General features: G+C 35.0%; 15 protein-coding genes. 2 read left to right on the top strand and 13 right to left on the bottom strand.

Going from position 1 to position 14,916, the window contains the following annotated elements; translation table 11 throughout:
• Positions 1 to 218 precede the first annotated feature (218 nt).
• The gene (locus L2735_RS09435; protein ID WP_248984460.1) at positions 219 to 869 is read right to left on the bottom strand and encodes an ABC transporter ATP-binding protein; all 651 of its coding nucleotides are present in this window, start codon (positions 867 to 869) and stop codon (positions 219 to 221) included.
• A gap of 33 nt (positions 870 to 902) precedes the next feature.
• Positions 903 to 2,045 (bottom strand): glycosyltransferase family 4 protein, encoded by a 1,143-nt coding sequence (locus L2735_RS09430; RefSeq protein WP_248984459.1) that lies wholly within the window; start codon positions 2,043 to 2,045, stop codon positions 903 to 905.
• 35 nt (positions 2,046 to 2,080) lie between these two features.
• Here L2735_RS09430 and L2735_RS09425 point away from each other — a divergent pair, with 35 nt between their 5' ends.
• The gene (locus L2735_RS09425; protein ID WP_248984458.1) at positions 2,081 to 3,202 is read left to right on the top strand and encodes a CDP-glycerol glycerophosphotransferase family protein; all 1,122 of its coding nucleotides are present in this window, start codon (positions 2,081 to 2,083) and stop codon (positions 3,200 to 3,202) included.
• A 4-nt stretch (positions 3,203 to 3,206) separates the two neighbouring features.
• Here L2735_RS09425 and L2735_RS09420 read toward each other — a convergent pair whose 3' ends face one another.
• From L2735_RS09420 to L2735_RS09370, 11 genes are all read right to left on the bottom strand, one after another.
• Positions 3,207 to 4,322, bottom strand: a complete 1,116-nt coding sequence (locus L2735_RS09420) for a CDP-glycerol glycerophosphotransferase family protein (protein ID WP_248984457.1) — start codon at positions 4,320 to 4,322, stop codon at positions 3,207 to 3,209.
• On the bottom strand, positions 4,322 to 4,717 hold the full coding sequence (locus tag L2735_RS09415; RefSeq protein ID WP_248984456.1) for an adenylyltransferase/cytidyltransferase family protein: 396 nt from the start codon (positions 4,715 to 4,717) through the stop codon (positions 4,322 to 4,324). The genes L2735_RS09420 and L2735_RS09415 overlap by 1 nt, the downstream gene beginning before the upstream one ends.
• An 8-nt stretch (positions 4,718 to 4,725) precedes the next feature.
• Complete coding sequence (locus L2735_RS09410; RefSeq protein ID WP_248984455.1) at positions 4,726 to 5,751, bottom strand: glycosyltransferase; 1,026 nt, start codon at positions 5,749 to 5,751, stop codon at positions 4,726 to 4,728.
• A gap of 24 nt (positions 5,752 to 5,775) precedes the next feature.
• Positions 5,776 to 7,017 carry a CDP-glycerol glycerophosphotransferase family protein gene (locus tag L2735_RS09405; RefSeq protein ID WP_248984454.1) on the bottom strand — a complete coding sequence of 414 codons (1,242 nt, stop codon included), beginning with the start codon at positions 7,015 to 7,017 and terminating at the stop codon, positions 5,776 to 5,778.
• 13 nt (positions 7,018 to 7,030) lie between these two features.
• Positions 7,031 to 8,242 (bottom strand): KpsE/RkpR family capsule polysaccharide export protein, encoded by a 1,212-nt coding sequence (locus tag L2735_RS09400; protein ID WP_248984453.1) that lies wholly within the window; start codon positions 8,240 to 8,242, stop codon positions 7,031 to 7,033.
• Positions 8,243 to 8,284: 42 nt separating this feature from the next.
• Entirely contained in the window at positions 8,285 to 9,070 is a 786-nt protein-coding gene (locus L2735_RS09395) for an ABC transporter permease (RefSeq protein WP_248984452.1), read from the bottom strand.
• 43 nt (positions 9,071 to 9,113) lie between these two features.
• Positions 9,114 to 10,850, bottom strand: coding sequence for a polysaccharide biosynthesis/export family protein (locus tag L2735_RS09390; protein ID WP_248984451.1), 1,737 nt, complete (start codon positions 10,848 to 10,850; stop codon positions 9,114 to 9,116).
• 4 nt (positions 10,851 to 10,854) lie between these two features.
• The gene (locus L2735_RS09385; RefSeq protein ID WP_248984450.1) at positions 10,855 to 11,238 is read right to left on the bottom strand and encodes a putative periplasmic lipoprotein; all 384 of its coding nucleotides are present in this window, start codon (positions 11,236 to 11,238) and stop codon (positions 10,855 to 10,857) included.
• Between the two features lie 69 nt (positions 11,239 to 11,307).
• The gene (wecA, locus tag L2735_RS09380; protein WP_248984449.1) at positions 11,308 to 12,351 is read right to left on the bottom strand and encodes a UDP-N-acetylglucosamine--undecaprenyl-phosphate N-acetylglucosaminephosphotransferase; all 1,044 of its coding nucleotides are present in this window, start codon (positions 12,349 to 12,351) and stop codon (positions 11,308 to 11,310) included.
• A gap of 404 nt (positions 12,352 to 12,755) precedes the next feature.
• Positions 12,756 to 13,247: a transcription/translation regulatory transformer protein RfaH gene (gene rfaH / locus L2735_RS09375; RefSeq protein ID WP_248984448.1), complete on the bottom strand. Its 492-nt coding sequence runs from the start codon at positions 13,245 to 13,247 to the stop codon at positions 12,756 to 12,758.
• A gap of 300 nt (positions 13,248 to 13,547) precedes the next feature.
• On the bottom strand, positions 13,548 to 14,108 hold the full coding sequence (locus L2735_RS09370; RefSeq protein ID WP_248984447.1) for a DUF4136 domain-containing protein: 561 nt from the start codon (positions 14,106 to 14,108) through the stop codon (positions 13,548 to 13,550).
• Between the two features lie 357 nt (positions 14,109 to 14,465).
• On the opposite strand from L2735_RS09370, the gene L2735_RS09365 reads away from it, so the two are divergent.
• Positions 14,466 to 14,916: IS110 family RNA-guided transposase (locus tag L2735_RS09365; RefSeq protein ID WP_248984446.1), on the top strand; the 451-nt coding region annotated here is incomplete at its 3' end.

Here is a 14,916-nt window from a genome sequence, read left to right as displayed (position 1 = left end):
AATGCGACAAACACTATGTTTACAGCAAATAAACGCTAATAAATGATTGAAATTCAATCTGGAAGCTCGGGAAATTTAGATGAAATACTCTATGAACTTTAGATTACAAAATACCAAACCAATGTTACAAAAAATTGACGCTTTCTCAGAAAGATATGAAAATCTATATTTTCGTCAGCAAGAGGGAGGGAATAAAAAAAGGGAAAAGTAGTGGAAAATTATAGCGTCTCATATAACTCTAACGCTTCATTTAGGTCTGAATAAAATGTTAATTTTCCGTCGTGTAGGATGATAGCACTGTCACAAAACTCTTTTATTTCTTTCATATCGTGACTGACCATGATTACATTGGCTGTTTTACTTCTTTGTAATAACGCCGATTTGGCTTTTTTACGGAATTTCTGGTCACCTACTGAAGTAGCCTCATCAATCAAGTAGATATCAAAATCTATTGCAATGCAGCACCCGAAAGCTAATCTTGAACGCATACCACTAGAGTAATTTTTTACAGGCAAATCGTACTTAACACCTAACGCGGCAAATTTTTTAACTTTTTCTTCGTAATCGGATAAGTCACCCACTCCATTAACACGGCCAATAAAACGAGTATTCTCACGACCTGTCATTTCTTTGTGTATGCCAGTTGCAAGTGCAACCGGCCAAGAAAGCTTTTGATTTGTGATGACTTTGCCTGAGTTAGGGTACTCACTACCAGCAAGTATTCTAAACAAGGTTGACTTACCCGCACCATTAGAACCTAGTAAGGCAATGTTATGGCCTGAAGGTATGGTGAAATCAACATCTTCAAATATATATTGATTACCTAATTCTGATGGGTAGTACTTGGTTAACTTTTCAAGCTTAATCATAAATTTCTCAAATTAGTTAATACTGGCGTTTTCTTACAGGCAAACTCTGTTGATTATATCCAAGTAATGCTTTGATATTTTCAAATGACAAAACTCAGTTTCCGCTTTTTTCCTACCCAGCATCCCCATATCAACTCTTTGTTGATGACCCGATTCAACGATTGCAACCATAGCGCTTACTAACTCATCCTGGCTTTTAGGTTTCACCAAAATTCCATTAACGCCATCATCTACGGCATCTCTGCAACCAACATTATGGGTTGTTATTATGGGTTTCCCCATAGAGCAAGCTTCAATAAGGCATTGAGGTAAACCTTCGCGATAGAATGAAGGTAACACAACACAATCTTGATCTTTTACAATCGAAAATACATCATCAGTTTCGCCTAAATAGTTTACACCTGAATTCGCATCCCATTCCATTAACTGTTCATAAGTAATTCGTTGAGGGTTTTGCTCATCTACAAAGCCTAATAAAGAGAATTCAACATTCACTTTTTTCACATTTATGGCATTTTTTAAATTGTAGTGTTGGGTCACTTTTTTTGCAGCTTCAACAAAGTCGATAACACCTTTATTTTTAAGCATACGAGCTACAAGGATAAAACGCGTACAATTATCATCAATTGAATGGTGTACAGGAAAAGACGCTAAGTCTAAACCGATACCGTGTACTCTTGAACACTTTTCAGAAACAACCAATCTATTAGCGAGATATATTTCCTTATCTTCATTATTTTGAAAAACAACATGATGTGCAAGTGGTTGGGTTAGCTTTAAAAGCACTTTCCCAAGCTTTGACTTCAAACCTTTTTCAGTAAAAATTGACCCCAAGCCCGCCACACTGTTAATAACCTTTACACCTAAAACTCTTGAGACAAGTGTCGAGTAGATGTTCATTTTTGGGGTGAAGTTTAAAACTACATCAGGTTTTATTTGAGAGATATGCTTATAAAGAGAATAAAGCGTTGAAACTTCGCTGGATATTCGTGCACCTGAACGATCAACCCCGACAGCGCTATAACTACAGCCTAAATCTTCAAGTTGAGATGAATATTTATCTAGAGGGGCTAAAACATATACTTTGTGTCCAGCATTCAGGAACTCTATAATACTGGCTTTAAAGAAATTGTGAATGAACCAAGAGGTGTTAGAGGTTATGATGATTTTTTTCATTATTATTCAAGAGTTCACATATAAAAAGGAAAGTTGTGTCTTTTTTAAAAAACAGTAAATTCAGATTGATTTTTCAAATATCAAGATTGCTTGCTTTATACCCTGTCAATCTGTTGTCGTCATTGCTTCCTTCTTCATCTAACATCTGGGTGTTTGGTCATGTGCATGGATATACGGATAATTCAAAAATTTTATTTGAATTTATCCAAAAAAATAATCCTGAAATAAATGCAGTTTGGTTAACTCAGACTAGAGGTGCTATTGATAGCTTAACTGATGGCAAATTTTACTATAAATTTAGCCTTAAAGGTATTTATTATACTTTTATAGCTAAAAATTTCATTTACGCTACGGGCTCCTCTGATATATCTCCACTAGTGCCTCTCTATGGTAGACACCTCTATCAGCTTTGGCATGGCTGGCCAATAAAAAAGCTCGGCGTAACCTCCCCGGAGACTTACCCTTCTCCAGCCCCTTTAGCTAAAATGTTAATGACTAAGTTGTTGGCCAAAAAATTCAAACAATATAAATTAGTCTTCTGCCATGACAGCATAACAAAAGACATACTCACAGAAGCATTTTTACTCAATGCTGAGCAGTGTTCAGTTACAGGTTGGCCAAGGTTTGACCACAAACGTAAAATTGAACTCGAATCAAAAACTAATAATAAGAACTGCCTTACAATTCTTTATGCGCCTACTTGGCATACGGACGAGACAACATCTAAAAATTTACAAGACTTAACCAGTCCTAAATTTATTACTTTTTTAGAGAAGCATAATTATCAGCTGTTAATAAAGTTACATCCGCTAGAAAAAGTAACGAACACGTTCAAATCAAAGAATATTAAACTAATAAAAGATGGTGAAGCTATCGAGCAATATTTAGCTCAATCAACTATTTTTATCAGTGACTTTTCTAGTTTACTCGTCGACGCTTCTATAACTAAACCAGTTTATCTTTTCGGCACTAATTTAGATGATTACAAACTTAATAGAGGGATCAACAGTCAATATATTCAAGTTTATAATGACAGTTTTAACCATAACGCAGAGCAATTAATTAACGCTATCGAAAGCAATAGCGTCGCCGATTTTTCCGTTAGTCTCGAAACCAACACCTGTTCAAGAATTATAGATAAAATAAAATTGATTTAAATTACTATAATCCAATATGAGAGTTAATTTTATTTTCTATCGATAAAATGGTTTCGTTTGCATTAGAGTTCATATGGTAACGATTGTATAATCTTTCAAAGTCACTAGATAGAACTTCAATGTCTTCTTGCTTTAATAAATCTAAAACTGCCATAAAATCAATTACCATTTTTGACGGTATAGATGTCTGAAAATCATGAATAAAGCCATGGTTCAATTCGTAGCTATCTAAATCCGCACAGTAAAAAACAATAGGCCTTCTTAACAACATATAGTCTATCCAAATACTTGAATAATCGGTAATAAGGACGTCTACTTCCCTCAGTAGAATGTTCTGATTCTTTATATTGCTAACATCTCTTATATTGTCATGTAAGAAAAAAGAGCTTTTACTGCATGATGAAAATTTATGATATCTCACTAAAAGCAAGCTATTTGACTCTTCAAGATAACGATGAAGAAGCTGTTCTTCATGTTGAGATAGATTGAGAGGATCATTGAATTGGTGGCTATCTCCTCTATATGTCGGTGCCCAAAGTATTACCTTGCTATAGCCACTAGAAATATTCTTAACAAGATCATATTCATCATAAATATCGATTTCACTTAATTGTTCATTTGTGCATGTTAAGTAAGCGTTTCTTGGTAAACCTGAAGATAACATTTTCTCTTCGGTGACATTAAAACAGCTTTGCATTTGAACTGAGTCAAAAGGTGAATTTGAAATTAGTAGATTGGTAACAGTCGATTGATAATCGAGGAATTGTTGTGTAAAGCATTCTTTAAGTAAGCAACGAATTCTTTTTATCGGACTTCCATGCCATACATTGATGCATAAATGCTTACCTTCAACTAACCCGATTGGTAAACTATGATCGAAAATAATCACTTTAGAGCGGTATATTTTATAGAAGCACTTTAGCGTCTTGTAAGGACTTGATCGTGAGACATCATTTCCGTCTATCACGATCACTTCAAACTTAGACTTGAATTTTGCAAATAGAACTTGTTGGTTTGGGTCCCAGCTTGTTCTAGCTGTTATGAAGAAACAAACAACATTCTTCTTAGGAAGGACTAAATCTAAAATACTTAGAACCTTCCTTAAAATAGATTTATACATTAACTAAACTTATTAACAATTTCGTTCTTTCTATCGGTAGTTGAAACCCCATCCGTTCTTGGTAAATACACGACTTCACAATACTCTTTTAAAAAGTCAAACTTACCAGCCCAATCATCGCCAATAACAAATACATCGATATTGTTTTCGACAACATCTTTTATTTTTTGATCCCAGTTTGTTTCTGCAATAACTTCATCAACATATTTAATACTGCCGACAATTTCTGCTCTTTCGTAGTATGGCTGTGCACAAACTTTACTCTTTGACTCAAGATTGAACTCGTCAGTTGAAATAGCAACGGTTAAATGATTGCCTAACGCTTTTGAGCGTCTTAATAAGTTCAAGTGGCCAATATGAAATAAATCAAAAGTGCCATAAGTTAAAATTTTCATCTCACATCCTATTTAATAAAGTTCTTAGCTTTATTTAAAGTATTAATCTCTTTTCTCAAATCTAAAAGTTCAATGTAATCCACGACCCAATCTAAATGTCCATTAGATATTAAACTGTATAGCTTTCGATACTCTGAGTTACATTTACTATTAATTAAATCAATATTTTTTTCTACATACTGTTTTATTATTTTGAAAGCATACAGGGACTGCTCATCATTCGTTTCAAGTTCTCTAATATGCCTTACTAACCGATGTTGAAAGTTTAGCTTCACCTCATCTCTTGTTAGTAAATGCTTACCTTTCTCAGTCTGAGAAAGCTTATAAGTTTCATCCATTTGAATGAATCTACTATTTAAATTGAATTCACTTAACCTTTCTTGAGTGATAGATTTAGTCACTCCACTTCTTCTCCTATAGTAATAAACTTCATTACCTCTAAAAGTTGAAAAGTTATCAGTAAGCAAAGCGACTTGATAAGAAAAAATAAAATCTTCTGAACTAATACCTTCTTTAAAAAGCAAGTTATTGTCATGAAGAAACTTAGTGCGGTAAAGCTTTGAATGTACAGCAATTACATTTAACAATGCAGGGTATTCATAAACATTGCAATTAGTAATATCTTTATTAAATAACTTTGTGTCTAAGTCTGGATTAGGCTCATATTGGTCGTCAATTATCCAGCCTCTACGACCAATAACAACATCACTCTCTGCTTCTGTAATTCTATTGTACAAATCGTATAGTGCTGCTGAAGTTAAGATATCATCAGAATCCACAAAGCAGATAAAATCACCGGTAGCTTTACTAATACCAACATTTCTCGCTGCGCTTGCCCCAGCGTTTTCTTGTTCAATTAATATAAAGTTTAGGTCGGCACAATGGTGTTTTATTAACTCTACAGAATTATCTGTAGAGCCATCATCAATGACTATAAGTTCAAAGTCTTTTTCAGTTTGAGCTTTTATAGAGTCAATGCACTCAACAAGGTACTCTGAGGCATTGTACATCGGAATTATTATACTAATTTTCATTTCACCGCCTAGCGTTCAAGCTTATTATTGAGAGCTAATTTCTTCATTTAGCTCTACAAGCTTTGCAATCATTGTTGTCGTTGCTGAGCCGATATTGCTTAAATAATAATCCCTTATCGTTTGACGAGCTTCGCTAAGGTTATCATCACTAATTTGTGAGTAAATTATAGTATCAATTGATTGATAATCCTTATCTTCCAATAAGTAGCCCCCTTCAACGAACTTAGGAATACCTGCATTGAAAAAATCTGTGACTAGGAATGGCTTATCATATGATAGGTAATCGATAGCAACAGAAGTGTTATCAAAAATGGCAATATCAACAATATTGAAAAAGGACTCTGTAGTTTCGGTCGTATCATATATTGCAAATTCATTTTCTTCTATTTGCTCAATGATATTAAGATGCGCTTGCCTCTCTTTAGAGCAAGTAGTACCCACTGCAGGATGTGGTTTGTATACTAATTGATATCGTTCATCATTCAGTATCTTAGCAACGAGTTCTTCACCATACTTCGCAATTGATGAGTAATTCATTGATTCATGCGTCGCTGCCCAGGTAGGAGCATACATAACCTTAATTCTATCTTGTTCAAGTTCTGTTTGAGAGTCAGTAATGAACTCAATCTGAGGTCTGCCTATTTCGATGAAATTATCTACAGGGCAGCGTAACAAATGTTTTTTGTATCTATCGGTACCAGCTGTACCTGCTGTAAACACAAAGTCATATGCTTTGGCTTGGTTTGAATACATACATGACTTCTCACTTTCGCCATGGTTGATATGGACATGGTAAGCTTTGTTGTAAATAAGAGATTGGAAGTTTTTATAACCATTATTCACATATAAAACAGATTTAATATTCTTCTTCTCATAGAAGGCCATTAAATCGTCGATTGTATGTATATACCGAATATCTAATGGTATTTCCTCAGAGAGTAATAACTCATAAACCTTGTAGCTACGAACTAAAATCGTAAAGTTCACACTATGACTAATCACTTCTACAGTAGAAAGCCATTGCTTTAACTGGTAGATCTTTTCAATTCCATCTGAAAAATATATTACAGAATCAATACTTTCTTTAGAAAACATATTCATTGAAATTCTGGTAATCAAGCTATATTGAGGGGCACTAGAAACCTTGCTAGAGTGTGACTTTATTGCTCCGCTTGAAACAACTCTTTTATTAGTTTTAAAAACCTTATAATAAATACGCTTAGTTACATCAAATAACCCCAAAGTTCTTAATAATTTTTTAAACATGCACTTAACTCTTTTATTTCAATTCATTGAAGGTAGAAAATATTATTCTTGCAACACCATAAAGCAAAAATAGAATCACACTTAATAAGGTAATATTATAAATAACCTTAGGATATAAATTATCTTCAGGTTCAGTCGGGGTTTCTATTAAAATTAGATACTTTAACTGCCTATAGGCTTCTACTCTCGATTTTTCCATAGAAATAGTCGAAGAAGCAAAACCTTTTATTGCCAGTTCTAACTCAATTTTTAAGTCAGAAAACCTTGCTAAAACTTGACTCACAGACAGATCTGATTCGTTCAAACCTTCACTTTGCTGTGTTAGCCTATTTTTTTCGAATAACAATTGCTCTTGAAAAGCCTTAATTTGATTTTCTATATTGATGACTTGAGGCGCTTCATCACTCATCACTGCTCGTAATGTCGTTAACTCTGTATTTTTAGCTGCTATTTGCGCTTCAATACCATAAGCAATTTGCGCCAACGCTTTCCCTTCATCCTCTGGATTTAACAGGTTATACTTTTGCTGAAATGTCAGTAAATCTGTTTGTGCTTTTACCAATCTTTCCTCAACTGATAAATGCTCTTGTTTAACAAATTTCAGCTGCGCATTGGCTAGCTGGTGACTTATATCATTTATATACCACTCAGCTTTAGTCGCAATTTCGGAAGCTAAGAGCGTAGAAAATTCAGAACTAAAAGCTTGTACCTTAACTGTTATTACTGAAGACTTTTCATCAATAGCCACGTCAACCATTGAGTTATAAAATTGACTAAATGATTCCTTTGATTGCCAGCTATATAATCTGCTGAACATATCAACATCATTACTTTCAAAATGCTCCCTTATAGCAAGACTGCTATCCAAGTATTGGAGCATATCATTCGAGAATATATATGCCTGAACTATTTGAGTATCGGTATTAACTGGTGTCCCGCCTAAACCGGTTAACAGCGCCATACTAGGATCTAAAGTTGACATGCCATCTGGTTGCTGAACAATCATTTGTGTACGGCTTTCATATCTAGGGCTTGCCCACACAATTTGATAAAATGAAAAAAGTAGGATTGGCAAGAAAACAAAGAGGCCCAAGGGAGTATAGAGATACTTTAAGAATCGATGCTCACTTGATTTCTCTTTCATTTGTTTTAATTTCGTTATAAAGCTGGCAGAAGACACTTTCTCTCCAGAATCATCTGCTTTTACTTCATCATTAATATTCACTTAAAAATCTCATATTCGTTTTGATTACCGACAAAAGAACAATTAACGACTAATTGCTTGCTTCCAGCTCAAGGTGTAACAACACAATGAAAAAAAGCTAATTCCAATTGTAAAAAGAAATAAATACAGTTCACTAACGCCTACTGCTCCATATGCAGGATAAGCAGCTAACCTTGACAGCTCAATAGCATGTAATATTGGGTTCCACTGCAGAAACTTCCATAGACTTTCTGGAAGGTCTTGTAGGCTGAAAAAAACACCTGAAATAAAAAACAAAGGCCTTTGTAGCATTGTTCTTACTTTATCAACCTCAGGAATAAAGGCTCTAGCCAAGGCAAATAGCATTCCTGTACTTAAAGCAATAAACCATATTAAAACCAGATAAAGCAATATTCGAAGTGGATCATAGATACTAATTTCGATTTGCAAAAGGTACATAATCATTGCCAGCACACTGATAACAGCAATCTTGTTAATTAACTCAAATAAACCCACAGCGATAATCGAAGCTATAGGTTGCACTTGTCTGAAAGAAAATAGTTGCTTGTTCTTTTTTATACTTCCAGCTGTTGAAGTCAGAGTGGTTAAAAACAATTGAATACAAACCATGCCGTAAACCATAAATACAAACGTAGGCATAGAGTGTGTCTCTCCGCCCTCAATAGAGCCTCGTATATATGACAACACAAAAATAAACGAAACAGGTTGGGCTACAGCCCAACTTATTCCGAGTTTATCGCTAAATTTACTTTTAATCTCTCTTAAAAAAATAGCAAAAATAACGTCTAACCATACTTGAACAACTGACCGATTTTTAACAAATGCCATGGATTAACCACTCAACTTTTTGAGCGAAAAATACAGAGTCACTCTAATTAATAGCATTTGCAGCAACCGCGATTTGGTAAATAATTTGTGTCACATCTTTAACAGACTGCATTATTTTCGCGTCTACTTTCGGCAAGACAAGTATTTGATCTCCTGCTTTCAAATTATCAGTGGCATTCATTTCAATCATGCCATTTTGGCGAATAACCATAATTTGTTCATAGTTGGCTCTTTCTGAAAAGCCGCCAGCCCAAGCAATATAATCAGTAACCAAGGCTTCATCATTATAAACAACCGCTTGTGGCATTATGACCTCACCACCTATGTGTATTAAGTCCGTTTTAGGCGGGATAAAAACAACATCACCAGTTTCTAATAATACATTTGCGACTTTACCTGAATCAGAAACAATCACTTTACCGAGAGGCTGAACGAGCCTTGCTCTTTTAGTAAACTCTAATACCATTCTTGCTTCTTCTGCACGTATCCTTGCCTCACCATCAGATGAAGCTGGTGCAGTAAAAATACTTCTCTCTAATCGGTTTAAAGAGTCATCAATCATTTGTTTTTGCTTCAATGCAACACTTTGTCTTTGAATATATACATTGCCAAAGTTCGTTTGATTTTGCTCTATTGGGATATTTGCGAGCAAATCATGTAATCTCGTATTTTTTCTCACAGCAAAGTAAGAAGGACCGAGATAACTACCTGACACTTGTATATCAATGACCTGTGCTCTAAGGTCATCATTAAAGAACAATTTGTCTCCATCACTTAAATCAAAATTTTCAAACTCTGAAAAAGTCATATACCTAGAAAATGGACCTGTAGCCCTGTCTCCCATCACTCCAACATGGCTCACTTTCGCTAATGGTCTAGCATAATTGATTACTTCACTACCAATAGCTGTTTTATCCTTAAGCTCAAAGCGGAATGGGTACCTAACACTCCCAGCAACAACAACTGATGCTCTTTGTTTAGAGACTAAAATAACGTCCCTATCTTTAAAGTTAAATGTAGGTAAAAAGCCCCTAACCATAAAATCATATAAATCAATGGTATGAATTATCTTGTTATTTCTAAGAACTTGGACATCCCTATAGCTACCACGGTCAGGATCAATACCGCCAGCTCGCTTTAAAAAATAAAGTAAACTATCTGATGCCAAACCAGCATATTGACCAGGCCTAACAATATTGCCAGTGATAAATACACTTACAGGAGTGGAGGTTAATAAGTTAACGTAGATTTGAACTGAATCTTTATAGGTTGCACGAATCCTTTGAGTAACTACTTGATTAAGATTACTCGCTTTAACATCTTGAACCGCTACAGGTCCAATATTAGTGATAAATATATTTCCCTGAGAATCAACAGTTAGCACTTCAGAGATTGAAACCGCTCCCCAAAGCTTAATAGAAACTTTGTCTCCTGGTGCAATTAAATAATCTTCATTAAGACCATCTAACCTTTCTGTCTCGAATCCACCAGCAAAAATATTAGAGCCAAAAGGAGGAGGTAATCCATTCTCACTTACAGGTAATAATGAAGACACATCACTCTCACCAGGTAACAACACCCCTTGCCTTGAGCTTTGTTGATAACTGCCTAAACTATTTTGATTAGTTGCGTCTGATTGAGATTGAAGAGATTCAAAAGTATTTGCTGTTTCTGCTGTTGGAAACTGATTTTCTAGAGTCGAATCCGCTGCAAATATGTTTGTTGCAAACAACATTAAAAGAATAAAAAACGAACGTTTATAAAACAAAAGGGCATTCATATCTTCAATTACCTAGCTCAATTTTATTATTATTATCGATAACATTTGAGATTAAATACCAGCTTTTACCACTATTAGATTTGCAACTTACTCTTTCAAATCTGTTTGTATTTTTACTCGGTACTTTTGAAATATATATCTTTCTACACTGTAATCCTAGAGCAGAAAAATATGACTCTCTAAACGTAATTTCTACATCATTATATGGAGTGACGTCATTTACATTTTTTTGTTCAAGATGCACCCAAAGTGGTTCAGGTACCAACTGAGCCGACTCTAAAACTTGGTCATATTTAATCATACTTCTTGATGCTTCTACTCTCGGTGGTGAAGATGAACAGGCACTGAGTAAAATAGCGAGCAAAAACGTTACAGTTAAAACTTTCATATTTTTTCTTATATAATCAACTAGTAATATCTAATTTAAGAGAGTTTATAAAAGCCCAATAATGGTCAATTATGACTTTCTGAAGAATTTAAGGATACTCCATACATTTTGTAGAGCAAAGTTATATACAACAAATACTGAAATGAAACCTAAGAACATAATCCATTCAGGAACATTGTTGACTTCAGCCCAACAACCTATGATTGCAAACCCAGCACTAATAGAGCTTATCAAAACCAATGTTTGCTCTCTAGAGAAACCTGCCCGTTCAAAAATATGGTGTAAATGTTCGCGATCAGCCTTAAATGGCGACTGCCCTTTCTTAAATCTTCTATACATAATGGCTGCCATATCCATTAGCGGTATAGCAAATAAATACAATGCTGTTACAGGTCTGAAGGCTTGCTCAAGATCATTAGTACCTATCACCATCAACCAGACTAAGGTAAGGCCAATAAACATATTGCCTGCATCACCCATGAATACTTTAGTGAGAGAGGTATGTGAACTTAAATTAAAAATCAAATATGCAATTAGAGCTGGTATAAATAATATTGGTAAAAGAACCCACTCACTTTCAGCCCGATGAAGTAGAAAGGCTATACTTGTGAATGCAATTAAACTTACAGAACCAGCTAAACCATCGATACCATCCATCATATTAACTGCATTAATACCGCCAATTATTGCGACTATCGTAAATGAAGCTCCTAAAAAGCCTAACTCAACATTAGTAAACCCAGTAATACTACCTAGCGATGTAAAATGCTGCTCGGTTCCAAAAATCATCAAAGAAGCAATTATAACTTGCGCAACTAAGCGAATTTTTACACTCAAATCATAACGGTCATCCAAGCTACCGACAAACAGTACCATTGCTGCAGCAACTAGATAGACATTTAAAACTTGACTGTGCTCAAAAAACAACATCGATGCCGTTAGAATCGATATATATATGCCAATCCCGCCAACAAGTGGGATTTCTCCGTCATGTAATTTTCTACTTTCGTTTGGTAGGTCAACTAAACCAGCTTTAATCGCGATCGGTCTTGAAAGAACGATGGTAATTAATGACAAAACAAAACTAATTAACAACGGGAGCAAATAATCCATTATTTAATCTCCATAATTTAAATTGTAATCATTCGGTAACATGTGTAGGTTAATATAACTTAATTGAAACACTACTTTCATGCCCTTTCGGGTTGGGATTTAAAAATACTGTTCCTCAGCAAAACAAAACGCCCCAACTCACAGAACAGGCATAATAGCCTTGCAAAATACTATTATACGTCGAATAAAGCTTATTCGAATGTCCAAAAATGCTCAAAATATTAAAATCGCTCAAAAACCCCTCCAACTGTATCTATTGTAAGTTTTTATATTCAGAGTTTAAAATCTAAGTCATTGTTTAATAGAAACATATTTAATTTGCTTAATATAAATACAATAAGCAGTATGGGGGATGTCTCACAAAAACATATGACTATTTCCTTCAAGAACGTTTAATTCTTCAATTAGCAAAGCTCAATATCTTGAATTTTTACTGACATTCTCTTTTGCTGCCCCATAATATCAAACAAAACAAAACAACGCTTTTCGGCATTTTTCTCTTCAAAAATAGCTTCAATATCTACGAAAGGCCCTTCTGTAAATTTCACCTTATCACCTGGTTGTAAACCTTTATCTATTTCAGGTTTATGTTGCATCACACGCTGCTTTATCTGCTGAATGATCCGCTCATCAATGGGAGTCATCGCCTCTTTACAACCAATAATGCGAGAAGCACCACGAGTTGAATGAATGCGACTAACACTCACTTCTGCCGGGTCAAAATAGATAAAAAGGTAACAAGGGAAAAGGGGGACATCGACTAATTTAGTCTTTCCTTGAGAGGTCTTCTCTTCTTGAATAATAGGTAAATAACTGTCTATCTGTTGCATTGCTAAATTTTGTTGAGCTCGTAATTCACTACGCGGCTTACAATATAACAAATACCATGATTTCATCGTTAATTACTCTTTTATTATCCTACGGTGGCTTCCTTTGTCACCAATATTTAAATTTTAGCAAAGCTAATTTTGTAAAGAAATCTCTTTTAGAGTTTATGCCGCTATTTGATGAATTTTGGTACAAACCAATATTAAAAAGTTGACTAAAGAACCATAAAAGTCCTTTGTTTTATTAATATTGTTAATTATAAAAACAAAAAACCACCTTAAAAGTAAGGTGGTTTTAATCTTGTTGTCACAGTTTTTCACGTTTAAGTAATGTAAACGGTGTAAATTGACATCACAAATCAATTAGAATTACTCAACTTCCGGCTTTGGTGGGAAGTTCATCATGACTTCACCAATTGCATTATTAATGATTTCCACTCGCTCTTCTGGAGTGCTTTGGTCACGAATAGTATCTGCTACACTACCTCGCCATACTAAGTTACCTGACGCTTTATCCACCAAATCAACAATTAGTGTACCTACTTCGTATTCACGTACGGTTGTTTGTGTATTCATACCTACTCCACCCCAGCCACGGCGACCATAGTATGGGTAGTAACCATAGCTTGTATTGAACGTATCGACGTTAATTTTTTTGTCGACTTTAGTTAAGTAGTTAACCAGTAAATCTGCTTGCTCAACGTCTACTTTTGATAAACCTTTTTGGGTGAGTTGCGAATTAACAGCTTCTCTAACACGTTGATCCATCAAACCATCTAAGTGGTAAGTACTATCTTCATTTTTCTTTTCTACCCAAGCAAAACTCTTGTACTGTTCAAATGAAACAGCTGGATCGTAATCACTGCTGGTTTTTAATGAACTACAAGCACTCAATGCTAACACTGCGGCGGCTACAAAAAGCTTTTTCATATTAACTCCAAACGGTAACAAGCAAACTGCTTGTTTCATATATGATTCAATCGGTTTTACTCTCATAATTATCAGCTTACAGAGGGGCTGTTGATCTTTCAAGGTTCTTTTTGTAGTGAATTGTTGGCCATTTGTACAAGACAGAGGCTTTATGGTGTAGTTATTCTACACAAAAAGAAGAAAACGCAGTAAAAGTGGCCAACAAACACTACCCAAAGGGTTCGGTTAAAAACGTTTTTAACTCGAACAAAATCCAACCAGCAAAGTTCAACGATGGAATGGTCTCCTCCTCTTATCGGCATCACAATGTGCCAAACTTAGGTTGAAACGTTAAGTTAACAGAGCGAGGAGACCAATATGAACATTACTACAGTTGGATTGGATTTAGCAAAAAATGTCAGTCATTTTGTTGGGTGTAATCAAGCAGGAAAAATTGTTAAGAAAAAAATGTTGCACAGGAAGGACATACTGGCTTTTTTTGCTCAATTACCTAAATGTTTAGTGGGTATGGAATCGTGTGCAAGTGCGCATTACTGGGCAAGAGAAATTAAAAAACTGGGACATGAAGTGAAACAAATCGCCCCTCAGTTTGTAAAAGCATATGTTCGAGGTAACAAAAATGACTACAACGATGCCTTAGCTATTGCAGAAGCCGTTGTTCGGCCAGAAATGCGCTTCATCCGAACCAAAACGCAAACTCAACAAGACATTCAGGCAATACATGTCATGCGCAAGAAATGCGAACGAGATAGAACGGCAAACACAAATGAAATAAGAGGACTACTTGCAGAGTATGGGGTGATTATTC

Source organism: Shewanella olleyana (assembly GCF_023283825.1).
GTDB classification, from domain to species: Bacteria; Pseudomonadota; Gammaproteobacteria; order Enterobacterales; family Shewanellaceae; genus Shewanella; species Shewanella olleyana.
This window is presented reverse-complemented; position numbering and strand designations above follow the sequence as displayed.

Coding starts and splice junctions, on each gene's coding strand:
- L2735_RS09435 (WP_248984460.1), bottom strand. CDS start 869: ATGATTAAGCTTGAAAAGTTAACCAAGTACTACCCATCAGAATTAGGT.
- L2735_RS09430 (WP_248984459.1), bottom strand. CDS start 2,045: ATGAAAAAAATCATCATAACCTCTAACACCTCTTGGTTCATTCACAAT.
- L2735_RS09420 (WP_248984457.1), bottom strand. CDS start 4,322: ATGTATAAATCTATTTTAAGGAAGGTTCTAAGTATTTTAGATTTAGTC.
- L2735_RS09415 (WP_248984456.1), bottom strand. CDS start 4,717: ATGAAAATTTTAACTTATGGCACTTTTGATTTATTTCATATTGGCCAC.
- L2735_RS09410 (WP_248984455.1), bottom strand. CDS start 5,751: ATGAAAATTAGTATAATAATTCCGATGTACAATGCCTCAGAGTACCTT.
- L2735_RS09405 (WP_248984454.1), bottom strand. CDS start 7,017: ATGTTTAAAAAATTATTAAGAACTTTGGGGTTATTTGATGTAACTAAG.
- L2735_RS09395 (WP_248984452.1), bottom strand. CDS start 9,070: ATGGCATTTGTTAAAAATCGGTCAGTTGTTCAAGTATGGTTAGACGTT.
- L2735_RS09390 (WP_248984451.1), bottom strand. CDS start 10,850: ATGAATGCCCTTTTGTTTTATAAACGTTCGTTTTTTATTCTTTTAATG.
- L2735_RS09385 (WP_248984450.1), bottom strand. CDS start 11,238: ATGAAAGTTTTAACTGTAACGTTTTTGCTCGCTATTTTACTCAGTGCC.
- wecA (WP_248984449.1), bottom strand. CDS start 12,351: ATGGATTATTTGCTCCCGTTGTTAATTAGTTTTGTTTTGTCATTAATT.
- rfaH (WP_248984448.1), bottom strand. CDS start 13,247: ATGAAATCATGGTATTTGTTATATTGTAAGCCGCGTAGTGAATTACGA.
- L2735_RS09370 (WP_248984447.1), bottom strand. CDS start 14,108: ATGAAAAAGCTTTTTGTAGCCGCCGCAGTGTTAGCATTGAGTGCTTGT.